Here is a 21,272-nt window from a genome sequence, read left to right on the forward strand (position 1 = left end):
CTCGGCAGATAGGGATTCTCCTCGCGGGAATCAAGTATTTCTCCGCGTGATGAATTGATTTGCGCCGCAATGCCGCATCTCGGCGGTTGCAATGCAGCATGCGAATAGGCGCCTGGCGGGGCCGTCGCGTAAGAGCGTGGTTCCGCTTGGGTGGGGCGCCGCCCGGGCGGCCCTCGCCCCTGCCCGCCCTCCATCGCTCCGCTCGGAGGCGAGGAGGCTATTCCACCCCGTCGTCCGCCATCGGGTCGTCGGGGCCGGGTTCGTAGACCAGGAGGTCGCCGGGCTGGCAGTCGAGTTCGCGGCAGAGGGCGGCGAGCGTCGAGAAGCGCACCGCGCGCGCCTTGCCGGTCTTCAGGATCGACAGGTTGGCGATGGTGACGCCGACGCGGTCGGCCAGCTCGGTCAGCGACATGCGCTTTTCGAGGAGCACGCGGTCGAGGCTCACGCGGATGGGCATCGGGATCCTCGCCTCAGATCGTCAGCTCGGCCTCGCGCCGCAGCCGCGCGCCCTCGCGGAACACCTCCGCCAGCACGAAGACCACGAGCACCGAGAACCAGGCGGTGAGGCTCATGTCGGGTTCGACCTTGTTCACGCCCGAGAACAGCCAGGCCGAGACGGCCCAGAAGGCGTAGCGGCCGAGCTCCAGCCCCGCGAGCATCAGGCCGATGAGGCGCAGGCGCGCCACGTTGTCGGGGTGGAAGGGGTCGCCGGCGGTCAGGGTGGTGAAGATGCGGCGCAGCGCCGCCACGATCACCAGGACGCCCGCGAGGTAGAGGGCGGCGCCGAGCAGGCCGCCGGCCATCGACGGCCCGTTGCGGATCAGCTCGGAGAGCGCGCCGGGGTTCGTATCGCGAAGCCCCGGCATGATGTCGGGATTGTAGCTCAGCAGCAGCGCCGCGAGCGTCAGGACGGAGAGGACGACGACGCCGATCCAGAGGGCGGCGAACACCACGTCGAGGATGATCTTCAGAAAGCTCGAAACCGAGCCCGGACCCAAGGCGCGCATCATGTCGTACCTGCCCCCAAGCACTTCGTCTGGATCCGCCCCGCCGGAAGCTGCTTCAGCCTCGGGCCGGGGCGGATCGGACGATCCTCAAGTCTTGCCCTCCAGTCTTAGAGGAAGGCGGCGCGGGCGGCGATGCTGAGGATCGGCGCGGCGGCCAGGACGACGATGAAGCTCATCGCGGTGCGGTCGAGAAGGTTCATGGCGTTGGCGAACATCTGGTGTCTCCGTATCGATGCTGCGTTGCAGCGGGTTGTCCCTCGAAGCCCCGTGCTTCGATGTGATTATCGATACGGCCATATCGTTTCCCGATCACGTGAATATCGAGTAACGATATGAAACTTTGGTAATGCAGCGCGGGATCGCGGGCGCGTCAGCGCCATTCGTTTTCAACCACCAAGGTCACCAAGGGCACGAAGGCGCTGAACGGCTACGACGCCTTGGTGTGCTTGGTGATCTTGGTGGTGAATGAAGGCGCCTGCGGCGCAGGCTCAGCGGGGCTTGCGCAGGCGCATGAGGCCTTCCTGGGCGCAGGAGGCGACGAGGACGCCGTCCGAGGCGCGGTAGATGTAGCCGAGGTTGAAGCCGCGGCCGCCCGACGCGCTGGGGCTCTCCTGCACGTAGAGGTGCCATTGGTTGAAGTCGGTCGGCCGGTGGAACCACATGGCGTGGTCCAGGCTGGCCGACTGGAAGCCGGGCGTGCGCCAGCTCACCCCGTGCGGCCGGATCGCCGTGCCGAGCAGGCTCATGTCCGACGCATAGGCCAGGATCACCTGGTGCATGTGCGCGTCGTCGCCGATGGGGTGGCGGGCGCGGAACCAGACCTGCTGGCGCGGGTCGAGCGGCTGCGGCGCGGCCACGTCGAAACGGCCGCCGACGGTGTGCATCTCGATCGGCTGCTCGCGGTCGATCCAGTCGAGGTCCTCCGGCGGGGCCTCGGCGCGCAGGCGGCGGCGGACCTCGGCGTCGTCCTCGACGTCGTCCCATGCGGGCGCGTCGGGCGGGTCGGACTGGTGCTCGTAGCCCTGCTCGTCCACCTGGAACGAGGCGGCGAGGTTGAAGATCTGCTGGCCGTGCTGGACGGCGATGACCCGCCGGGTGGTGAAGCTGCCGCCGTCGCGGCTGCGGTCCACCTCGAAGATGATCGGGATGGTCGGGTCGCCGGGCCGGATGAAGTAGCAGTGCAGCGAGTGGCAGACGCGGTCCTCGACCGTCTCGTAGGCGGCCAGCAGCGACTGGGCGATCACCTGGCCGCCATAGATGCGCTGCCGCGACTCGCCCTCCGGCGTCGTGCCGCGGAAGAGGTTCACCTCCAGGCGCTCGAGCGCCAGGGTCTCGGTCAGGGTGGGCTTGGTCATCGGGCTTGGGCCTTCCTCATCCGCATCAGCCCTTCCTGGGCCACCGAGGCCACGAGGGTCCCGTCCTCGGTGTAGATCTCGCCGCGGATCAGGCCGCGGCCGTCCGAGGCCGAGGGGCTGTCGTGGACGTAGAGGTGCCACTGCGTGAAGTCGGTGGGCCGATGGAACCACATGGCGTGGTCCAGGCTGGCCGACTGGAAGCCCGGGGTCTGCCAGTGGACCGCATAGGGGCGCATCGCCGTCGACAGCAGGTTCATGTCGGACGCATAGGCCAGGATCACCTGGTGCATGTGCGGGTCGTCGCCGATGGGCGTGGCGCAGCGGAACCAGTTCTGCGAGACTGGCTCCTTGGGCTGGCCGTCGCGCCAGTAGGTGCGAGCGTCGGCCGAGCGCATCTCGATGGGCTGCGGCCGCGACATCCAGCGCTTCATCTCCTCGGGGGCGTCCTTCATCGCCTCGCGCATGACCGTGATCTGGTCGGGCAGCTCCGACCAGTGCGGCCCGGCCGGCATCTGCGACTGGTGGCTGAAGCCCGCCTCAGGGTCCTTGAACGAGGCGGCTAGGTTGAAGATCTGCTTGCCCCGCTGCACGGCGATGACGCGCCGGGTGGTGAAGCTGCCGCCGTCGCGGCTGCGGTCCACCTCGAAGACGATCGGCGTGGTCGGGTCGCCCGGGCGGATGAAGTAGCAGTGCATGGAGTGGCAGACGCGGCTCTCCACCGTCTCGTAGGCGGCCAGCAGCGACTGGGCGATCACCTGGCCGCCGAAGATCCGGCCCGGCCGGTTGTCGGGCGAGGTCCCGCGGAACAGGTTCTCCTCGATCCGCTCCAGTTGCAGCGTCTCGATCAGGGTCTCGTCTTGCGCGGCTTCGTCGGGCAGAGGGGGCGTTTCGCTCATGCGGCGCCGGATACGCGCGCAACCGTTCGCGGGCAAGGTGTTGCCTCGCAACCGCAACCATCGTCATCCTCCGCGCGGATGGACGACACCCGGGACAGCTTCGCCTCGGACAGCTTCACGCCCGTGTGGCGCTCGCCGCTGGCGCTGATGCTGCTCGCCTGGATGGGGCTGGCCGTCGCCGGGATCCTGGGCGCGTGGCGGATCATGGAGGCGGCGCCGCCGACGATCGCGCTGGGCGTCGGCGTGGGCCTCCTGCTGGTAGCGCCGGCGATGCTGCTGGTCTGGTCGTTCTGGGCGATGCTGCGCGACCCCGTCACCGGCTGGATCGCGCCGTCGGCGTTGCTGGCCTTCCTGGGCGGGATGATCCCCGCGTGGGAGCCGTTGCTGGACGCCGGCATCCGGCTGAACTTCGAGAGCCACCACGCGGCCTACGACGCCATCGTCGCCGACAGCCGCGCCGGGCGGCTGGTGAAGGCCGCGTCCTCGCCCGGCGGCTGGGTCGAGGAGGATCGCGACGGCCTGCGCTTCCGCTACCGCGGCGGCCGGCCCGAACGCATCGACTTCATCTGGGCCCGCAACGCGTTCATGGAGGCCGGCGTCCGCTACAACGCCCGCCCCTGCCGCCCGACCCCGCACCTGAAGTGCCTGGCGGCGGGCCTGCCGCTCAGCGACGGCTACAGCCACTACGTCCTGCTGCGGCCTTGACGGCGCGGCCCCGCCAGGGGCTTTGAGCGCCGATGCCCTTCGACTGCACAGTCCTGACCATGTTCCCGGAGGCGTTTCCGGGGCCGCTGGGCGTTTCGCTCATCGGGACGGCGTGGCGGGATGCGGCGCTGTGGACGCTGGAAACGGTGGACATCCGGGGGTTTTCCAAAGATAAGCGCGGCTTCCTCGACGACACCCCTGCGGGTGGCGGCCCTGGACAGGTGATGCGGGCGGACGTGATCGCCTCTGCGCTGGACAGCGTGGAGCGGCGCGGACGGCCGCTTTTGTACATGAGCGCGAGGGGCCGCCCTCTCACCCAGGCGCTCGTGAAGGAATGGGCTTCCGGGCCGGGACTGATCGTCCTGGCCGGGCGGTTCGAGGGGGTGGACCAGCGGGTGCTCGACGCCCGGGGGTTCGAGGAGGTCTCCGTCGGAGACGCGGTCCTGGCCGGTGGCGAGGCGGCGGCGATGGTGGCGATCGAGGCGTGCGTACGGCTCGTGCCCGGTGTGTTGGGCCAGGCCGAGAGCTTGAGCGAAGAGAGCTTCGAGGACGGTCTCCTCGAACATCCGCAGTACACCAGGCCGCGGACGTTCGAAGGGCTCGACATCCCCGAGGTCCTGCTCTCCGGGCACCATGCGGAAATCCGCAAGTGGCGCCAGGCGATGCGGGAAGAGACGACGCGGGAGCGGCGCCCGGACCTGTGGGCCGCCAGGACCGCCAATCAACAGGCAAAGGGCGAATGAAGCCCGGTAAGGAATGAACCGATGAACGTGATCGAACAACTGCGCAAGGAAGAGGCCGACCGCCTCCTGGCGACCCGCAAGGTCCCCGAGTTCCGCCCCGGCGACACGGTGCGCGTGAACGTCCGCATCAAGGAAGGCGAGCGCGAGCGCGTCCAGGCCTACGAGGGCGTCTGCATCGCCCGCGGCGGCCAGGGGATCGACGAGAGCTTCACCGTCCGCAAGATTTCCTTCGGCGAAGGCGTGGAGCGCGTGTTCCCGATCCTGTCGCCGATGATCGAGAGCATCGAAGTGAAGCGCCGCGGCGTCGTCCGCCGCGCCAAGCTCTACTACCTGCGCGACCGCCGCGGGAAGTCGGCCCGCATCGCCGAGCGCCAGGTGAGCGCCCGCACCACCGAAGCGGCGACGACCGAGGAGTCGGAGGCCTAGGCGCTTCCAGGATCTGCGGATTCGAGGCGGCGGCCGGAGCGATCCGGCCGCCGTTTTCGTTCCCTCCCCGTCTTAGGCCGGGCCATCGCCTATGGGTCCAGGCGGCCGGAAGGCCCTGGGTCAAACCGCGGAGATCGCGGAGATGCTGGCCACCGCGCTGCGGCGCGGGCGGTCAAAAAGTATGAGGCCACTGGTGTGAAGACCCGGCCGATCTTCTACGATCCAAAGCCGTTCATATGACCCGCCTGTCCTACACCAAGGCGATCGATCGCGCGCTCGAGCCGCTCGGATTCGAACGCAGCGGGAAGGATTGGATTCGTACGCGCGGGGACATCTGGGACTGCGTCAATCTGCAGAAGAGTTGGGTGGATGGGTCCGTGACGGTGAACCTGTATGCGAAGGACCTCGAAACCGAGAGGATCCTGAAGTCCATCGCGTGCGAGACGGTGCTCGGCATCCGCTTGTTCGGTGAGCGAATAGGCACGCTGATCGACGGCCACGATCGATGGTGGAAGAACGATCCGAACGGCCCGGCAGAACTCGCCAAGGCGGTGCGTGAACACGGCATCCCATGGTTCGACCGGGTTCGCACGCTCGAGGATCAAGCCACCCACTGGTACTATCGCACCGCCACTGCGCAGCCTTGGCGCAAGCCCAACCTGCCGGCGCTCGCAGTGACGCTCTACAGATTGGGGCAAGCTGAAGAGGCCCTGGCGCTGTTCGAAGCGCCCGTGCCGAAGACCGCGATCGCCACCTTGGTGACCGAGGGGCGGTGCGTGCAGCGTTGGCTGAAGGAGCGGGTCGGCGAAGCCTAGAGCCTTCGGCGGTTCGCTTGAACCGTCGAAGGCTCAAGATCTTTGCTTAAGAGTAGACCATTCGGCTTCCCGACCTCGGACCAACCTCAGCGCCGAATGGTCTAGAGCACGATCAGGTCGCCGTAGACTTCGCGTTCCCGGGCCGCCCACTGGGGGTTGGCGGCGTAGAGGCCGGCGAGCTCGGCGGGCGTGAAGTGGAAGGAGAGCTCCTTCACGTAGTCGAGCGTCGTCGGGTTCACGATCTTCTTCAGCTTGTGCGCGGCGGTGCGCACGCGGGGGCCCAGCAGGCCTTCGAAGCGGTCGACGAAGTCCTCGGCCAGGTGCTCCAGGCGGACCCAGCCGTCGATGCGGTGGGTGTCGAGCCGGCCCACCACCGCGTCGGCGCGGCCGACCGAGCCGTCGCGCTCGTAGAACTCGCCGCGGCAGATCATGTCGCGGGTGGCGACCCGGTGCGGCGGGCGGGAGGCTTCGTAATGCACGCGGCTGAGGATCCACCAGGGCAGGCGCCGGAAGCCGGAGAACACGACCTTGCCGGCGGGATCGAAGCTGCGCTCGGCTTCGGCGCGCTCGGTCACCGACTGGTGCCAGCGGTGGTCGTCGGCGCCGCGGCGGTCGAAGACGACGTCCTCGCGGCCGCGGGCCGCGTCACGGATCGCGGCCTCGACGGCGTGGCCGCCGGTCTTGGGGAAATGCGTCCAGACGAACTCCCGCCCGACGATCACGCCACGCCACCCACTACTCGTTCATCCTGGCGGGACGCTAGAGTCGGACGGCCGACACGGGTACCGGGCGCCGTTCGCGCGGGGCGTTCGATGGCGTCGAACGATCGGGCTGGCCCGCGATGAGCGCCAGGACGTCCGGCCGGCGCACGAACTCGGCGAACGCGCGCAACGGGCCGGTCATGTTGCGCCGGCTCGGATAATACAGGTGCCAGCCTTCGAACGGCAGCGCGTAGGATTCGAGCACCAGCTTGAGCCGCCCGGCCTCGATGTGCGGGCGGGCGTGGGCCTCGTTGGTGTAGGCGACGCCCACCCCGTCCAGGGCGGCGCGCAGGACGACGTCCATGGAGTCGGTGGCGATGGCGGCGGGCACCATGACGTCGCTGCGGCGGCCGTCGATCCGGAATTCCCACCGGTAGGCCGCGCCCGAGGAGAAGCGGAACTGTATGCACTTGTGGCGGGCGAGGTCGGCGGGCGTGCGCGGGGCGCCATGGCGGCGCAGGTACTCGGGCGAAGCGACCGCGACCTGGCGGCCGGGCGGGCTCAGCCGCACCGTGATCATGTCCTGCGGGATGAGCGCGAGGCCGCGGACGCCCGCGTCCTCGCCCAGGGCGAGGTCGCCGGTCTCGTTGTCGACCACGGCCTCCAGGGACACCTCCGGATAGGCGGCGGCGAAGGGGGCCAGGATGCGGGCGACCACCATCTCGAGCCCCATGCTGGAGACGGAGAGGCGCAGGCGCCCGCGCGGCTCGTCGCGGAAGTCGTCGAGGGACGAGAGCGCCTCGGTGAGCTCGCCCAGGATCGGCCGCACGCGGGTCAGCAGCCGCTCGCCGGCCTCGGTCAGGGTGACGCTGCGGGTCGTGCGGTTGAGGAGCCGCAGTTGCAGTTCGTCCTCCAGCGCCTTCACGGCGTGGCTGACGGTGGAGGTGGTGCGCCCCAGGGCGGCGGCGGCGCGCGCGAAGCTGCCCCGCTCGGCGACGGCGATGAAGGTCGACAGACGGGAAAGGTCGGCGGTGCGCATGGCCTTGTCCGGCGATCCCGCGGCAGCAGCGTCCCCACGAGCGCGCTCAACCTTTAGACGCGATGTGTGCCAGGCGTGTTGCAGACCGCCGTTCTCAGCCCCCCTCTGCGGCGTATTCGGCCAATTCCTTCGCGAGATGATCGAACATCAGGCGCATGCGCGGGCTGCCGCGCAGGGTCTCGTGCATGCAGATCCAGATATCGAGCTTGAACGAGAAGAGGTCGGCCATCACCGGCGTCAGGCCGAAGCGCCGGCCGATCTGCTTCTGGCAGGCCCCGATGCCGAAGCCGGCCTTGAGCGCGGCGAGCTGGGCCACGTCGTTGTCGGTGCGGAGCGCGAAGATGTCCCGGGTGATCGGCCGGCCGACCGAGAGGTCGCCCACCATCGCCGGGAAGTCGCGGTCGAAGCCGATGAGGCTGTGCCCCTCCAGCTCGTCGAAGTCGGTCGGCGTCCCCTTGCGTTCCAGGTACTCGGGCGTGGCGTAGAAGCCGATGGTGAGGTCGCCCACCTTCTTCGCCACCAGGCTGTTCTGGGTCGGGCGGCTCATGCGCACGGCGACGTCGGCGTCGCGCCGCGTCAGGTCCTCGTTCTTGTTGGAGAGCACCAGCTCGACGTCGATGCCCGGATGGGCCGCGCGGAAGCGGGTGAGCATCGCCGGCAGCACCTCGATGCCGATGACGTCGCTGGCGGCCACGCGCACCACGCCGCCCTCGCCGCTGGCCACGCCGGTGGCGTCGCGCGCCGCGGCCTCGGCGGCGGCCGACATGTCGGCCAGGTGCGGGCGGAAGGCCAGCGCCAGGTCTGTGGCCACGAGGCCCCGCGGGCTGCGCAGGAACAGCGGCGCGCCGAGCTGGCGTTCGAGCTGGTCGATATGGCGGCCCAGCGTGGGCTGGGTGAGGCGGCGGATGCGGGCGGCGGCGGAGAAGCTCCCGGCCTCCAGCACCGCGTGCAGGCTCTGCAGGAGATCCCAGTCGAGGCTTCCAGGCATGCGCATATGAATATCCGTTCTGCCGCAAACGGCAATTCCGTTCATCGGGCCGCCGCCCCAGCCTTGCGCGCAGCAAAGGGGGAGGCTCCCATGGCCCAGAGACAGGCTCTCGTGATCGGCGCGACCGGCGGCGTCGGCGGCGCGGTCGCCGACCGGCTGCTGGCGGACGGCTGGCGGGTCCGCGCGCTGAACCGCGATCCTGAGAGCGCCGGGCGACGCTCGGGCCGCACCGGCCTCGAGTGGGTCAAGGGCGACGCCATGGTCGCGGGCGAGGTGGTCGCGGCGGCCGAGGGCTGCGGGATCGTCGTCCATGGGGCCAACCCGCCGGGCTACAGGAACTGGGCCGGCCTGCAGTTGCCGATGCTGTCGAGCACGATCGCGGCGGCGAAGGCGAGCGGGGCGCGGATCCTGTTTCCCGGGACCGTCTACAACTACGGCGAGGACGCCTTCCCGCGGATCGACGAACGGTCGGAGCAGAACCCGGCGACGCGGAAGGGCCGCATCCGCGTGGCGATGGAGGCGCTGCTGCGCCAGTCGGGCGCGCCGGTGCTGATCGTGCGCACCGGTGACTTCTTCGGTCCGAAGCCGGGCGCCAACTGGCTGTCGCAGGGGCTGGTGAAGCCCGGCAGGCCGCTGGCGTCGGTGATGTACCCGGGTCCGCTCGACGTGGCGCACGCCTGGGCCTATCTGCCCGACGTGGCCGAGACCTTCGTGCGCCTGCTGGCCGCCGACCTCGCGGACTTCGAGGTCTTCCAGATGCAGGGCCAGGAGGTGGACGGCCACCAACTGGTCGCGGGGCTGGAGGCGGCGGCCGGCCGCAAGCTCGCCGTCAGCCGCCTGCCGTGGCTGGGCCTGCACATGGCCGCGCCGTTCAACGAGAGCTTCCGGGAGATGCTGGAGATGCGCTACCTCTGGGAGCGCCCGGTGCTGCTGGACAACGCCAGGCTCGTGGCGCGCCTCGGCGCCGAGCCCCGCACGCCTCTGGTCGAGGCCCTGCGCGCCACGCTCGCGGGGCAAGGCTCGCTGCCGGCGGCGGTCGCGGCGGCCGCGTAACACCCTCCCCCTGAACGTCATGGCCCGGCTTGTCCGGGCCACCCATTGGGCTGTGAGGTCGTGATGATCCGCGGCTGCGACGCTGCGCCCGTCCTGCAACGCACAGCCCAACCCCTCGGGCTACGACGGAGCCGGCAACCTGACCTCGGACGGGACGCGGAGCTTCACCTACGACGTGCTGAACCGGCTCAGGTCGGTGTCGGGCGGGCCGGCGTCGATCGCGCTGGACTACGACCCCTTCGGTCGGCTGGCGAGCTACGCGACGGGCGGGACGACCACCCACCTGCGCTACGCTGGCCCCAACCTGGCGGCGGAGTACGAGGGTTCCAGCAGCAACCACCTGCGCAGCTACCTGAGCGGCGGCGTGGACCAGTGGTGGCTGTGGCTGGAGGGGTCGGGCGCGGGCGTGGGCCAGCCAAGGTGGTTCCAGCAGGACCGGCTGGGCTCGGTGACCGGGGTGTCGGACGCCGGCGGAAACGTCACACCCATGACCTACGGCCCTTATGGCGAGCCCCAGTCCTGGGCCGGATCACGCTTCCGGTATACCGGCCAGATGGCGATCCCGGAGGCCCAGATCTACCACTACAGGGCGCGGGCGTATGATCCTGTCATGGGACGGTTCCTCCAGACCGACCCCATCGGATACGACGACGGGCCGAACATCTATGCGTATGTGAAGGGTGATCCCATCAACGGAGTCGACCCCAGCGGCCTGAGCGGCGGCTCGCGCGGAAGTTGCCAAGATCAGATGCAGGAGGATCCACACTGTCGGACGGACAGTGGATACACTGAGGTCCGCGAACTGGTTGTCACCGCTGAACGACGAGGAGGGGATCCGCCCCCCATGGATCCCCGGGATTTTCCGGACTTCGATCGTGGCGAGAACCCATTCCTCGAGCTTCAGGGGTCCGAACAAACACAGGTAGCGGTGGTGCCAGCCATTGTTGCAGGGGGGGCGATAGGCCTGCGAGCGTGTCTCCAGCTACCTCCCTGCGCTCGGGCAATCGCAGCAGGAACGGCGGTTGTGGTCGGAGGCGTTGTCAAATGGTGGGTTGAGAATCGTGCCAACGATTTGCCTGTCCGGGGACCGCCTAATACTGAAGGCAGCAGAGATGATGGAAACGGTAGAGGCCAGATACGGGTCTACGGTCCAGATGGCAGGGCGGTGAAAGACTTTGACTTTGGTCATGATCATACAGATGTCGGAGACCCTCATGCACATGATTGGGATTGGAGCAAAGAACGTCCCAGGGGTGAGCCCCGCCCCCTGAAAACGGATGAGTGACCGATGAGATTCGTGGATTCCATATACTATGGTAGAGTTGATGGTACGGTTCTCGATGTGATTGCGAGTGGATCTTTGGATCTCTTTGGAATTAGTCATGTTCAGATTACGAGCTTGGACAGTGTATCGAATGTCGCGCAGAGTGTCCCCGCGAAGAGGCTCTCGGCAACCAGCTCGAACATTATCCCGCTCAGTGGATCTTTAGTTATCCCATTGCGGGATTTGCAAAATTGTAAAATTTTAGACGATATATTTGTGGGGTTTGATGAGATTTGGTGCTACTCGGTTGTTCCAACAGAAAGACCAAATGAATCCGCAAATTTGGTCGGGCCGCTAGATTTGGCTTTCGATGAATTGAGCGGCCAGAGAATAGATTGTTTTAAGCGCCTAGGTTGTATTTCAGCATTTGGAGATGGGTTTGGACTCAATTATATTACATTGAATGATGATCTAGCAAAGATCATAGAATCTCAAAGGTGATGTTCACTCTGAAAAAGATACGAGCGGTTCGAGCGGTCAGTGAATTTCGGGGACACGATACCTATCTCCCGTAGTCGGCAACCGGTGAAGTCGTGCAATTGGCGGATAGCGGCTTTGGCCGTTGTACGCCGAGCGGGATGATCATTATCGAGACGACGCCTGCGGCCTGGGCTCCGTGGAAAACCGGGGCTCCGTGGAAAACCGGCGTGGAAAACCGGGACACGCACGCTTTCCTGTACCAACCGCATCACCCGCATCACCCGCGTCAGCTACGACGCAGCGGGGCGGGTGACGCATGTGGAAAAACGGGACACGCACGCTTTCCTGTACCAACCGGATCAGCCGGCTGCACTACGACGCGGCGGGGCGGGTGACGCATGTGGAGGCGGGTGTGGGCTCGGGCCTGCAGCAGGTGACCGAGCGGCGGGGCTGGTCGCCGGGCGGGCAGCGGACCAGCCTCACCGACGCCAACGGCAACCCTCGGCCTTCGAGTACGACGGCTTCGGGTGGCTGAAGAAGGTCCGCTTCCCGGCCGCGCCGCGGGGGTCTGGAACAGCTCACGGCGCCAAATACCCAGACGTCGCGACTGGGCTTCGCCTATGACGCCCTGAGCCGGCTGGCGAGCGTCTCGCGGGGCAACGGGGTGGTGACGACCTATGCCTACGACCCCGCGGGCCGCCTGGCGGGGCTGAGCCACACGCCGCCCGATGCGGCCCAGGGGTCGTACCAGATCTTCGGCTACAACGCGGCGGGCCAGCTCGTGCGCAACGATCAGGTGTCGGAGCAGTATGTCTGGAGCGGCCATCCGACGACGACCACGAACTTCACGCACGACGCGTTGAACCGCGACGCCGCCATCGCGGCGGCCCGGACGAGCCGGGGGATGACGAGCGGGAGGAGATGTTCAGGGCTCGTCGTAGATGATGAGCGCGCAGCCCCACGTGAGCGCGGTCCCGTAGGCGGCGCGGAAGTCCTCCGGCAGGGCGGGCGCGTCGATCACCTCGGCGGTGCGGAGGGGCCGGATGCCGGTCCAGCCCTCGTCGGCGAGGTCGGCCGTCGCGACCGCCTCGGCCTCGGCTTCCGTGTCGGCGCGGGCGAAGGCGAGGATGGTCAGCGGCGCGGCGGCGCCCGCCTCGACAGCCTCCAGCGTCACCACGAACACGGCGGGCGGATCCATGGCCCTGCGTATCCCGCGATCCGCGCCGATCCGGAAGGCGGGGCAGGAATTTGCTGCGATCGCAAACATTCTGCGGCGTTGCAGCACTAGACGTGCGCGGGGCCTGCGCCCTACATGCCGCCCATGCCCGGCAAGACCCTCTACGACAAGATCTGGGACGCCCACGTCGTTGCTGAACAGGACGGCGAGGCGATCCTCTACATCGACCTGCACCTCATCCACGAGGTGACGACCCCGCAGGCGTTCGCCGGGCTTCGCGCCAACCGCCGCGCCGTGCGCCGCCCCGACCGCACGCTGGCGGTGGCCGACCACAACATCCCGACCGAGGGCCAGGGCCTGGGCGTCGACGCCGTCGCCGACGATGAGGCGCGCCTGCAGCTCCAGACGCTGGGCAGGAACGTCGAGGACTACGGGATCGAGTACTTCCAGATGGGCGATATCCGGAACGGGATCGTCCATGTGGTCGGGCCCGAGCAGGGGCGCACGCAGCCGGGCATGACCATCGTCTGCGGCGACAGCCACACCTCGACCCACGGCGCGTTCGGCGCTCTGGCGCACGGGATCGGGACGTCCGAGGTGGAGCATGTGCTGGCCACGCAGACGCTGCGCCAGAAGAAGGCGAAGAACTTCCGCATCCGCATCGAGGGCGAGCCGGCGCCGGGCGTGGGCGCCAAGGACTATGCACTGGCGATCATCGGGGAGATCGGCACCGCGGGCGGCACCGGCTACGTCATCGAGTATGCCGGCTCGGCGGTGCGCGCGCTCTCCATGGAAGGCCGCATGACGCTCTGCAACCTGACCATCGAGGGCGGGGCGCGGGCCGGGCTGGTCGCGCCGGACGAGACGACGTTCGAGTACCTCAAGGGCCGGCCTTCCACGCCCAAGGGCGGCGCGTGGGAGATGGCGCTCGGCTACTGGAAGAGCTTCTTCAGCGACGACGACGCGGTGTTCGACCGCGAGATCGTGCTGGACGCCGCGAAGATCGCGCCCACCGTCACCTGGGGCACCAGCCCCGAGGACGTGGTGGCGGTGACGGGCGCCGTGCCCGCGCCGGAGAGCTTCGCCACGCCCGACAAGCGCGCCTCGGCCGAACGCGCGCTGGGCTACATGGGGCTGACGGCGGGGCAGCCGATCACCGAAGCGAAGATCGACGTGGTCTTCATCGGCTCCTGCACCAACAGCCGCATCGAGGACCTGCGCGCCGCCGCGAAGGTCGCGGCCAAGGCTCTTGAGGGGGGCCGGAAGGTCGCGGACGGCGTCCGCGCCATGGTCGTACCAGGCTCGGGCCTGGTGCGGGCCCAGGCCGAGGAGGAGGGCCTGGACGCGGTGTTCCGGACCGCCGGCTTCGAGTGGCGCGAGCCGGGCTGCTCCATGTGCCTGGCCATGAACCCCGACAAGCTGGAGCCGGGCCAGCGCTGCGCGTCGACCTCGAACCGCAACTTCGAGGGCCGCCAGGGCCGCGGCGGGCGCACCCACCTGATGAGCCCCGCCATGGCCGCCGCCGCCGCCATCGCCGGCCACATCGCCGACGTCCGGGACTTCCTGTGATCACCGGCCTGCATCACGTCGCGATCGTGGTGCGCGATCTCGACGCCGCTGCGCAAGGCTATGCGCGGCTGCTGGACGTGGCGCCGACAGCGCAGGACGGCCGTGGCGCGCGCCGCGCCTGGTTCTGGCTCGACAACATCGGCCTGGAGCTGATCGCGCCCGACGGCGACGGCCCTTCGGGCGACCGGGTCCGTGCGCGGCTGGATGACGCCGGCGAGGGCCAGTGGCTGGTCGCGTTCACCGCGTCGGACCTCGAGGCCGGCACCAGGCTGCTGGAGCGGCGTGGCCTCGCCGTCAGCGAGCGCACCGAGCGCGCCACGATGTTCGACCCGGCTTCGACCGGCGGCGTGCAGATAGCGCTGATGGGCTTCCCGCCGCTGCCGTCGCAGGCGAAGGGGCCGCTCACCGGCCTGGACCACGTGGTGGTCGGCACGGCCAACGCCGACCGCGCCCTGGCGATCTACGGCGCCAAGCTCGGGCTGGACCTGAGGCTGGACCGCGAGAATGCGAAGTGGGGCGCGCGGCAGATGTTCTTCCGGGCCGGTGATGACCTCGTCGAGATCGGCGCCAGCTTGAAGGCGCCCGTCTCGGACGCGCCCGACCGCTTCGGGGGTTTGGCCTGGCAGGTGACCGACCCGGACGCGGAGCACGCCCGCCTGAGCGCCGCCGGCTTCAACGTCTCGGAGCTGCGTCCCGGCCGCAAGCCCGGCACCAAGGTCTTCACCGTTCGCGACGCGCCCGCCGGCACCCCCACCATCCTCATCCAGCAGAACGCGACGGAGTCCGCCTGATGGAAGCCTTCACCCGCCTCGACGCCGCTGCGGCCCCGCTGCCGCTGGCGAACATCGACACCGACCAGATCATCCCGAAGCAGTTCCTGAAGATCGTGGATCGCAAGGGGCTGGCGAAGGGTCTGTTCTACGACCTGCGCTTCGACGACGACGGGCGCGAGCGGCCCGACTTCGTGCTGAACCAGCCGACCTACAAGGGCGCGGGCGTGCTGATCGCGGGCGACAACTTCGGCTGCGGGTCGAGCCGCGAGCATGCGCCGTGGGCGCTGATGGACTTCGGCATCAAGGCGGTGGTCAGCACCAGCTTCGCGGACATCTTCTACAACAACTGCTTCCAGAACGGCCTGCTGCCGGTGGTGCTGAAGGCGGACGAGGTGCGGCAACTGATGGACGAGGCGCGCGGCGGCAACCACGTGGTCTCCATCGACCTGGAGGCCCAGACGGTGACCTCGCCGTCGGGCGCGGTGTTCGGCTTCCAGATCGACCCGCAGCGCAAGGCCAAGATGCTGAAGGGCCTCGACGCCATCGGCGAGACGCTGGAGGCCGCCAAGGACATCGACACCTACGAGATGAAGCGCGCGCTGGCCCAGCCCTGGCTGGAAGGCGCGTGACGATCCTGATCGCCGGGACCGTGCGCGTGCCGCCCGAGAACCTGGCGCGGTTTCAGCCGCACATGGAGGCGATGCTGGCGGCCAGCCGGGCCGAGGACGGGTGCCTGACGTATTCCTACGCGGTCGACGTGGCCGAGCCGGGGTTGGTGCGGGTGTTCGAGGCGTGGCGCGACCAGGCCGCCATCGACGCGCACTTCCAGACCGCCCACATGGCCGAATGGCGGGCCGCCTGGCCGCAGTTCGGGGTTTCGGACCGGAACCTCAGCCTGTACGAGGTCGCCTCCGAACGGCCGCTATAACTGGTCGTCATCCCGCGGCTTGTCCGCGGGACCCATGCACACCGCGTTCGCCAGCGAAGCAGGGCGTCGCCGCCGCGCCTCGATCCAGAAGCGCCTGAGTTCATGGGTCCCGCGAACAAGTCGCGGGATGACGTTCTATCTTGAGGGATGACGATGACCGACCTGCTGCTCCTGCCCGGCGACGGGATCGGGCCGGAAGTGACCGCGCAGGTGCGCCGGGTGGCCGAGGCGCTGACACCGGCGCTCACGCTGGAGGAGCGGCCGTTCGGTGGGATCAGCTACGACCAGTTGGGGACGCCGCTGGCGGACGAGACGCTGGCGGCGGCGAAGGCGGCGAAGGCGGTGCTGATGGGCGCCGTGGGCGGCCCGCAGTGGGCCGGCGTCCCGCGCGACAAGCGGCCCGAGGCGGGGCTGCTGGCGCTGCGGGCCGGGATGAACGTGTTCGCGAACCTGCGCCCGGCGCTCTGCTTCCAGCCGCTGGCCGACGCCTCGACGCTGAAGCGCGAGGTGGTCGAAGGCCTCGACCTGATGATCGTGCGCGAGCTGACCGGCGGGGTGTACTTCGGCAGCCCGCGGTTCATCGAGGACCTGCCGGGCGGCGGCAAGCGCGCCGTCGACACCCAGGTCTACACCACCGCCGAGATCGAGCGCGTGAGCCGCGTGGCCTTCGAGCTGGCGCGGGGCCGGCGCAACAAGGTGGCCTCGGCCGAGAAGTCGAACGTGATGGACTCGGGCCTGCTGTGGCGCGAGGTCGTCACCGACCTGCACAAGCGCGACTACGCCGACGTCGAGCTGACCCACATCCTGGCCGACAACGCCGCCATGCAGATCGTGAAGGACCCGAAGCAGTTCGACGTCCTGCTCACCGACAACCTGTTCGGCGACATCCTGTCGGACGCCGCGGCGCAGCTCACCGGCTCGCTGGGCATGCTGCCGTCGGCGGCGCTGGGCGTGGCGGGGACGCCGGGTCTCTACGAGCCCATCCACGGCTCGGCGCCCGATATCGCAGGCAAAGGCGTGGCCAACCCGCTGGCGGCGATCCTGTCGTTCGAGATGGCGCTGCGCTGGTCGCTGGGCCGCGCCGCCGAAGCCGACAAGCTTTACGCCGCCGTGAACGCCGCGCTGGAGAAGGGCGCCCGGACACGGGACCTGGGCGGATCGCTCAGCACAGTCCAGATGGGCGACGCGGTGCTGGCGGAGCTTTAGACCCTTCCATCCCGCTCATCCCGGCATTCGCCGGGATGAGCGGGAGTGGTCGAACCCCGTGACAAGCCCGTGATCCGTCGCTATATGTCCTGGCAACATCGCTGGTAGCGCCGGATGGTGCTTTCAGGCGGCGGGCTCCGGCCCGACCGCTTTTTTCTTTAACTGGGCCCTGGTTTGGCATGCGCGGGAAGACCGCAGAAGACCTGAAGCTGCTGGAGCTCCTCGACCCTGTCGCGGAGGCCAAGGGCTACGCCATCGTTCGCCTGCGCCTGATGGGCGGGGCCGAGCGGCGCAAGCTGCAGATCATGGCCGAGCGTCCGCCAAAGAACGGGGGCGACGGCGACATGAACGTCGAGGATTGCGCCAGGCTGAGCCGCGGCTTCTCCGAGGTGCTGGACCCCGCCGACCCGATCAGCGGCGAATATGTGCTGGAGGTGAGCTCGCCCGGCATCGACCGGCCGCTGACCCGCCTCGCCGACTTCGAGTCGCACGAAGGCTTCGAGGTGAAGCTGGAGCTGGACCGCCTGGCCGAGGGCCGCAAGCGCTTCCGCGGCGTGCTGGCCGGCGTGGAAGGCGACCAGGTCGGCATCGACCTGGAGGGGGAAGAGGCGACGGCCATGATCCCCTTCGCCTGGATCATCGAGGCCAAGCTGGTCCTGAACGACGAGCTGATGAAGCGGGGCGCCGAACAGCGCGCCGCCCGCATCGCGGCCGAACAACAACACGAACAGACGTCCGAGTAGAGGAAAGACGCCATGAGCCTGACCGGCATCTCCGCCAACCGGCTTGAACTGCTGCAGATCGCCGAGGCGGTCGCCCGCGAGAAGTCGATCGACAAGGAGATCGTCATCGAGGCGATCGAGGAGGCGATCCAGAAGGGCGCCCGCGCCCGCTACGGCGCCGAGCACGACATCCGCGTCCACATCGACCCGAAGACCGGCGAGACCACCATCAAGCGCGTGGTGACCGTCGTGTCCGACGACGCCGTGTTCGGCGGCGGGATCGACGAGGAGACCGGCGAGGAGCTGCCGTTCGAGGAGCCGCCGGGCATCCTGCGCCTGGCCGACGCCAAGCGCCGCGACAAGAACGCCGAGATCGGCACCGTCTACGAGGAGCTGCTGCCGCCCTTCGAGTTCGGCCGCGTGCAGACCCAGATGGCCCGCCAGGTGGTGATGGGCAAGGTCCGCGACGCCGAGCGCGAGCGCCAGTACGAAGAGTACAAGGACCGCGTCGGCGAGATCGTGAACGGCACGGTCAAGCGGGTCGAGTACGGCAACGTCGTCGTCGACCTGGGCCGCGGCGAAGGCATCATGCGCCGCGACCAGTCGATCCCGCGCGAGAACTTCAACATCGGCGACCGGATCCGCTGCTACATCTACGACGTCCGCCGCGAGACCAAGGGCCCGCAGATCCTGCTCTCCCGCGCCCACGGCGGCTTCATGGCCAAGCTGTTCGCGCAGGAAGTGCCGGAAGTGTACGACGGCGTCATCGAGATCCGCGCCGTGGCCCGCGACCCGGGCAGCCGCGCCAAGATGGCGGTCATCTCCAACGACAGCTCCATCGACCCCGTGGGCGCCTGCGTCGGCATGCGCGGCAGCCGCGTGCAGGCGGTCGTGGCCGAGTTGCAGGGCGAGAAGATCGACATCATCCAGTGGAGCCAGGACGAGGCGACCTTCATCGTGAACGGCCTCGCCCCCGCGGAAGTCTCCAAGGTGGTGATGGACGAGGAGGACGAGCGCGTCGAAGTCGTGGTCCCGGACGAGCAACTTTCCCTGGCGATCGGCCGCCGCGGCCAGAACGTCCGCCTCGCCTCGCAGCTCACCGGCTGGCAGATCGACATCATGACCGAGAGCCAGGAGAGCGAGCGCCGCCAGCGCGAGTTCACCGAGCGCACGGCCCTGTTCCAGGAAGCCCTGGACGTGGACGAGGTCATCGCCCAGCTCCTGGTCACCGAGGGCTTCGCCTCGGTCGAGGACGTGGCCTACGTCGACGTCTCGGAGATCGCCTCGATCGAGGGCTTCGACGAGGACACCGGCGCCGAGATCCAGGCCCGCGCCGTCGACTACCTGGAGAAGGAAGCGGCCGAGTACGACGCCAAGCGCCGCGAACTGGGCGTCGAGGACGGCGTGCTGGAGATCGAGGGCATCACGCTGCCGATGGCGGTGGCGCTGGGCGAGGGCGACGTGAAGACCGTCGAGGACTTCGCCGGCCTGGTGCCCGACGACCTGCGCGGCTGGTTCGAGACGAAGAACGGCGAGCGCGTGCGCGAGCCGGGCATCCTCGAAGCCTTCGGCCTGGAGCCGCAGGACGCCGAACTGCTCATCATGCGCGCCCGCGTGGCGATGGGCTGGGTCGAGGCGCCCGAGGAGCCGGAAGCCGAATACGAAGACCCCAGCGACGAAGCCTTCGCCGAGGCGGAAGCCGCCGGCGAAGCCCAAGACGCCTAAGGCGACGGGGGTGTCCTCCTCGTGCTCCACCGCTTCGATCGACCAAATGATCGGTTAGGTTCTCCTCCCTTCCTCCTCGACGGAGGAAGGGCCGGGGATGGTGGTGTGCGCAGGAAGCCGGAGGCGGAGACGTCGTTGGGCGTCGGCGCCGACATGCGCCGTCTGTTCCGCCACGGCAACCACACCACCACCCAACCCTCCTCCGTCGAGGAGGAGGGCTCGTGAGATTCGAACGCGACGGCGCAGCGTCATCGACTGGCAGAGCTCGCAGTCTGCGGCGGCGGATGACGTGGAGCGAGAAACGGCTCTGGCCGGAGCTTCGGAAGCTCAATGCGAATTTCCGGCGGCAGGCGCCGATCGGCCCCTATTTCGCGGACTTTGCTGCGCATGGCTGGAAGCTGGTGATCGAGGTCGACGGCGGGGTCCATGAGCGGCTGGATGACGTCGCGTTGCGGGATGGCGAACGACAACTCTGGCTGCAGTCGCGGGGCTATCACGTTGTCCGGTTCACGGACCGCCAGGTCGAGGATGATGCGGAAGCTTGTGCTGAACAGGTGAAGACCCTGCTCGTCGCAAAGGGCTGGGCGCCGCCGGAAGACACTTTCGACCTCATGCGCACACCTCCGTCCCCGGCCCTTCCTCCATCGAGGGGGGCGGGCGGATGAATCTGGCGAAGACCCACGCCGAGGCGTCGCGCGAGCGGCGTGACATCGTCTCGGGCGAGGTGATGGCGGAGGCGCGGCTGATCCGCTTCGTGGCCGGGCCCGGCGGCGCCGTGGTCCCGGACCTGGCGCGCAAGCTGCCGGGCCGGGGCATGTGGGTCGCCGCCGACCGGGCGTCGGTCGAGACGGCGGCGAAGAAGGGCCTGTTCGCGCGCTCGGCCAAGGCGCCGCTGAAGGCCTCGCCCGAGCTGGCCGAGCAGACGGCGTTACTGCTGCGGGCGCGGATTCTGAGCGCCCTGGGCCTTGCGCGGAAGGCCGGAGACCTTACCTCCGGGTTCGAAAAGGTCTCCTCCGCGATCTCGTCGGGCAAGGCCGCGTGGCTGGTCGAGGCGTCGGACGGCGCCGCGGACGGCCGCGGCAAGCTCCTGCGCCTGGCCCGTCATCAGTCCCCGCCCCCCGGCGTCATCGGCCTCTTTTCGGCGGCGGAATTGGGTTTGGCCTTAGGGGGCGAGAATGTGATACACACCGCCTTCCTTGCGGGGCGAGCCGCCGAGCGTTGGGCCGAAGATGTCCGGCGCCTGGCAGGTTTCAGTCCGCTCCTTCCTGAGGATTGGCGCGAGGAGCCTGTCGAGGCGAAGCGGGAGCCCTAGGGCTTTCCGCCTTTCCTCATTGAGAGACGGGCGACGTTGAGACTGTGACGTTGGCCGGGGATCCGCCCTGGCGCGAGTAAAAGCGAGCGAATGAGCGAGAACGACAACAACGGCCGTAAGCCCCTGACCCTGAAGCCGCGCCCTGGTGGCTCGGTCAGCTCGGGCACGGTGAAGCAGAGCTTCAGCCACGGCCGGACGAAGACGGTGGTCGTCGAGACCAAGCGGTCCCGGCCGCACGCGCCGGGCGGCGGCAATCTGGCCGCGCCGTCCAACGCCGAACGCCGCGTCTTCGAACCGCAACGCCCCTCCGGCCCGCCGCAGGGCCAGCGCCCGGCCGCGCCCGGCGACGGCCTGTCCGCCGAGGAACGCGCCGCCCGCGAGCGCGTGA

General features: G+C 68.8%; 25 protein-coding genes and 1 pseudogene. 18 read left to right on the top strand and 8 right to left on the bottom strand.

The features are described from left to right. Positions 1-217 precede the first annotated feature (217 nt). The 4 genes from KF737_RS20505 to KF737_RS20520 all read right to left on the bottom strand — a co-directional run bounded on the left by KF737_RS20505 (position 218) and on the right by KF737_RS20520 (position 3,258). On the bottom strand, positions 218-457 hold the full coding sequence (locus tag KF737_RS20505; RefSeq protein ID WP_296459688.1) for a helix-turn-helix transcriptional regulator: 240 nt from the start codon (positions 455-457) through the stop codon (positions 218-220). A gap of 13 nt (positions 458-470) precedes the next feature. Then, positions 471-1,031, bottom strand: a complete 561-nt coding sequence (locus KF737_RS20510) for a DUF2975 domain-containing protein (RefSeq protein ID WP_296459690.1) — start codon at positions 1,029-1,031, stop codon at positions 471-473. Positions 1,032-1,495: 464 nt separating this feature from the next. Further along, entirely contained in the window at positions 1,496-2,362 is an 867-nt protein-coding gene (locus tag KF737_RS20515) for an acyl-CoA thioesterase II (protein ID WP_296459693.1), read from the bottom strand. Then, the gene (locus tag KF737_RS20520; RefSeq protein WP_296459696.1) at positions 2,359-3,258 is read right to left on the bottom strand and encodes an acyl-CoA thioesterase II; all 900 of its coding nucleotides are present in this window, start codon (positions 3,256-3,258) and stop codon (positions 2,359-2,361) included. The genes KF737_RS20515 and KF737_RS20520 overlap by 4 nt, the downstream gene beginning before the upstream one ends. A gap of 78 nt (positions 3,259-3,336) precedes the next feature. Here KF737_RS20520 and KF737_RS20525 point away from each other — a divergent pair, with 78 nt between their 5' ends. From KF737_RS20525 to KF737_RS20540, 4 genes are all read left to right on the top strand, one after another. Beyond that, positions 3,337-3,963: a hypothetical protein gene (locus KF737_RS20525; RefSeq protein ID WP_296459700.1), complete on the top strand. Its 627-nt coding sequence runs from the start codon at positions 3,337-3,339 to the stop codon at positions 3,961-3,963. Positions 3,964-3,995: 32 nt separating this feature from the next. Continuing rightward, positions 3,996-4,706 carry a tRNA (guanosine(37)-N1)-methyltransferase TrmD gene (gene trmD, locus KF737_RS20530; RefSeq protein ID WP_296459703.1) on the top strand — a complete coding sequence of 237 codons (711 nt, stop codon included), beginning with the start codon at positions 3,996-3,998 and terminating at the stop codon, positions 4,704-4,706. 21 nt (positions 4,707-4,727) lie between these two features. Continuing rightward, on the top strand, positions 4,728-5,132 hold the full coding sequence (rplS, locus tag KF737_RS20535; RefSeq protein ID WP_296459706.1) for a 50S ribosomal protein L19: 405 nt from the start codon (positions 4,728-4,730) through the stop codon (positions 5,130-5,132). A gap of 236 nt (positions 5,133-5,368) precedes the next feature. Then, positions 5,369-5,947, top strand: a complete 579-nt coding sequence (locus tag KF737_RS20540; protein WP_296459709.1) for a DUF4304 domain-containing protein — start codon at positions 5,369-5,371, stop codon at positions 5,945-5,947. 101 nt (positions 5,948-6,048) lie between these two features. On the opposite strand, the gene KF737_RS20545 is transcribed toward KF737_RS20540, so the two are convergent. The 3 genes from KF737_RS20545 to KF737_RS20555 all read right to left on the bottom strand — a co-directional run bounded on the left by KF737_RS20545 (position 6,049) and on the right by KF737_RS20555 (position 8,675). Next, on the bottom strand, positions 6,049-6,669 hold the full coding sequence (locus KF737_RS20545) for a hypothetical protein (RefSeq protein WP_296459712.1): 621 nt from the start codon (positions 6,667-6,669) through the stop codon (positions 6,049-6,051). A gap of 37 nt (positions 6,670-6,706) precedes the next feature. Then, complete coding sequence (locus tag KF737_RS20550; RefSeq protein ID WP_296459715.1) at positions 6,707-7,687, bottom strand: LysR family transcriptional regulator; 981 nt, start codon at positions 7,685-7,687, stop codon at positions 6,707-6,709. A gap of 94 nt (positions 7,688-7,781) precedes the next feature. Then, on the bottom strand, positions 7,782-8,675 hold the full coding sequence (locus KF737_RS20555; RefSeq protein ID WP_296459718.1) for a LysR family transcriptional regulator: 894 nt from the start codon (positions 8,673-8,675) through the stop codon (positions 7,782-7,784). A gap of 90 nt (positions 8,676-8,765) precedes the next feature. Between KF737_RS20555 and KF737_RS20560 the strand changes: the two genes are divergently transcribed. The 4 genes and pseudogenes from KF737_RS20560 to KF737_RS22515 form a co-directional block, all read left to right on the top strand. After that, positions 8,766-9,728, top strand: coding sequence for an NAD(P)H-binding protein (locus KF737_RS20560; RefSeq protein WP_296459720.1), 963 nt, complete (start codon positions 8,766-8,768; stop codon positions 9,726-9,728). A gap of 175 nt (positions 9,729-9,903) precedes the next feature. Then, entirely contained in the window at positions 9,904-11,013 is a 1,110-nt protein-coding gene (locus KF737_RS20565; RefSeq protein WP_296459724.1) for an RHS repeat-associated core domain-containing protein, read from the top strand. A gap of 3 nt (positions 11,014-11,016) precedes the next feature. Continuing rightward, positions 11,017-11,493: a hypothetical protein gene (locus tag KF737_RS20570; protein ID WP_296459728.1), complete on the top strand. Its 477-nt coding sequence runs from the start codon at positions 11,017-11,019 to the stop codon at positions 11,491-11,493. A gap of 607 nt (positions 11,494-12,100) precedes the next feature. Further along, a pseudogene (locus KF737_RS22515) lies at positions 12,101-12,181 on the top strand (RHS repeat domain-containing protein); the annotation flags it as partial. 216 nt (positions 12,182-12,397) lie between these two features. On the opposite strand, the gene KF737_RS20575 reads toward KF737_RS22515, so the two are convergent. Then, positions 12,398-12,670 carry a hypothetical protein gene (locus KF737_RS20575; RefSeq protein ID WP_296459731.1) on the bottom strand — a complete coding sequence of 91 codons (273 nt, stop codon included), beginning with the start codon at positions 12,668-12,670 and terminating at the stop codon, positions 12,398-12,400. Between the two features lie 123 nt (positions 12,671-12,793). On the opposite strand from KF737_RS20575, the gene leuC reads away from it, so the two are divergent. From leuC to KF737_RS20625, 10 genes are all read left to right on the top strand, one after another. After that, positions 12,794-14,218, top strand: coding sequence for a 3-isopropylmalate dehydratase large subunit (gene leuC / locus KF737_RS20580; protein WP_296459732.1), 1,425 nt, complete (start codon positions 12,794-12,796; stop codon positions 14,216-14,218). Continuing rightward, entirely contained in the window at positions 14,215-15,009 is a 795-nt protein-coding gene (locus KF737_RS20585; RefSeq protein WP_296459735.1) for a VOC family protein, read from the top strand. The genes leuC and KF737_RS20585 overlap by 4 nt, the downstream gene beginning before the upstream one ends. Beyond that, positions 15,009-15,620: a 3-isopropylmalate dehydratase small subunit gene (gene leuD, locus KF737_RS20590; RefSeq protein WP_296459738.1), complete on the top strand. Its 612-nt coding sequence runs from the start codon at positions 15,009-15,011 to the stop codon at positions 15,618-15,620. Before KF737_RS20585 ends, leuD begins: the two co-directional genes overlap by 1 nt. After that, entirely contained in the window at positions 15,617-15,919 is a 303-nt protein-coding gene (locus KF737_RS20595) for a putative quinol monooxygenase (protein ID WP_296459742.1), read from the top strand. The genes leuD and KF737_RS20595 overlap by 4 nt, the downstream gene beginning before the upstream one ends. Positions 15,920-16,072: 153 nt before the next feature. Next, on the top strand, positions 16,073-17,125 hold the full coding sequence (gene leuB / locus KF737_RS20600) for a 3-isopropylmalate dehydrogenase (RefSeq protein WP_296459758.1): 1,053 nt from the start codon (positions 16,073-16,075) through the stop codon (positions 17,123-17,125). A 179-nt stretch (positions 17,126-17,304) separates the two neighbouring features. Next, positions 17,305-17,868 carry a ribosome maturation factor RimP gene (gene rimP, locus KF737_RS20605; protein WP_296459745.1) on the top strand — a complete coding sequence of 188 codons (564 nt, stop codon included), beginning with the start codon at positions 17,305-17,307 and terminating at the stop codon, positions 17,866-17,868. 12 nt (positions 17,869-17,880) lie between these two features. Continuing rightward, the gene (nusA, locus tag KF737_RS20610) at positions 17,881-19,572 is read left to right on the top strand and encodes a transcription termination factor NusA (RefSeq protein ID WP_296459748.1); all 1,692 of its coding nucleotides are present in this window, start codon (positions 17,881-17,883) and stop codon (positions 19,570-19,572) included. 221 nt (positions 19,573-19,793) lie between these two features. After that, positions 19,794-20,237, top strand: coding sequence for an endonuclease domain-containing protein (locus KF737_RS20615; RefSeq protein WP_296459751.1), 444 nt, complete (start codon positions 19,794-19,796; stop codon positions 20,235-20,237). Continuing rightward, positions 20,234-20,884: an RNA-binding protein gene (locus KF737_RS20620; RefSeq protein WP_296459753.1), complete on the top strand. Its 651-nt coding sequence runs from the start codon at positions 20,234-20,236 to the stop codon at positions 20,882-20,884. Before KF737_RS20615 ends, KF737_RS20620 begins: the two co-directional genes overlap by 4 nt. Positions 20,885-20,974: 90 nt before the next feature. Next, positions 20,975-21,272: IF-2-associated domain-containing protein (locus tag KF737_RS20625; RefSeq protein WP_296459755.1), on the top strand; the 298-nt coding region annotated here is incomplete at its 3' end.

This window comes from Phenylobacterium sp. (assembly GCF_019636135.1).
GTDB lineage: Bacteria > Pseudomonadota > Alphaproteobacteria > Caulobacterales > Caulobacteraceae > Phenylobacterium.

Coding starts and splice junctions, on each gene's coding strand:
- leuD (WP_296459738.1), top strand. CDS start 15,009: ATGGAAGCCTTCACCCGCCTCGACGCCGCTGCGGCCCCGCTGCCGCTG.
- leuB (WP_296459758.1), top strand. CDS start 16,073: ATGACCGACCTGCTGCTCCTGCCCGGCGACGGGATCGGGCCGGAAGTG.
- trmD (WP_296459703.1), top strand. CDS start 3,996: ATGCCCTTCGACTGCACAGTCCTGACCATGTTCCCGGAGGCGTTTCCG.
- rplS (WP_296459706.1), top strand. CDS start 4,728: ATGAACGTGATCGAACAACTGCGCAAGGAAGAGGCCGACCGCCTCCTG.
- KF737_RS20570 (WP_296459728.1), top strand. CDS start 11,017: ATGAGATTCGTGGATTCCATATACTATGGTAGAGTTGATGGTACGGTT.
- nusA (WP_296459748.1), top strand. CDS start 17,881: ATGAGCCTGACCGGCATCTCCGCCAACCGGCTTGAACTGCTGCAGATC.
- KF737_RS20575 (WP_296459731.1), bottom strand. CDS start 12,670: ATGGATCCGCCCGCCGTGTTCGTGGTGACGCTGGAGGCTGTCGAGGCG.
- KF737_RS20540 (WP_296459709.1), top strand. CDS start 5,369: ATGACCCGCCTGTCCTACACCAAGGCGATCGATCGCGCGCTCGAGCCG.
- KF737_RS20520 (WP_296459696.1), bottom strand. CDS start 3,258: ATGAGCGAAACGCCCCCTCTGCCCGACGAAGCCGCGCAAGACGAGACC.
- rimP (WP_296459745.1), top strand. CDS start 17,305: ATGCGCGGGAAGACCGCAGAAGACCTGAAGCTGCTGGAGCTCCTCGAC.
- KF737_RS20555 (WP_296459718.1), bottom strand. CDS start 8,675: ATGCCTGGAAGCCTCGACTGGGATCTCCTGCAGAGCCTGCACGCGGTG.
- KF737_RS20525 (WP_296459700.1), top strand. CDS start 3,337: ATGGACGACACCCGGGACAGCTTCGCCTCGGACAGCTTCACGCCCGTG.
- KF737_RS20560 (WP_296459720.1), top strand. CDS start 8,766: ATGGCCCAGAGACAGGCTCTCGTGATCGGCGCGACCGGCGGCGTCGGC.
- KF737_RS20515 (WP_296459693.1), bottom strand. CDS start 2,362: ATGACCAAGCCCACCCTGACCGAGACCCTGGCGCTCGAGCGCCTGGAG.
- leuC (WP_296459732.1), top strand. CDS start 12,794: ATGCCCGGCAAGACCCTCTACGACAAGATCTGGGACGCCCACGTCGTT.
- KF737_RS20620 (WP_296459753.1), top strand. CDS start 20,234: ATGAATCTGGCGAAGACCCACGCCGAGGCGTCGCGCGAGCGGCGTGAC.
- KF737_RS20505 (WP_296459688.1), bottom strand. CDS start 457: ATGCCCATCCGCGTGAGCCTCGACCGCGTGCTCCTCGAAAAGCGCATG.
- KF737_RS20550 (WP_296459715.1), bottom strand. CDS start 7,687: ATGCGCACCGCCGACCTTTCCCGTCTGTCGACCTTCATCGCCGTCGCC.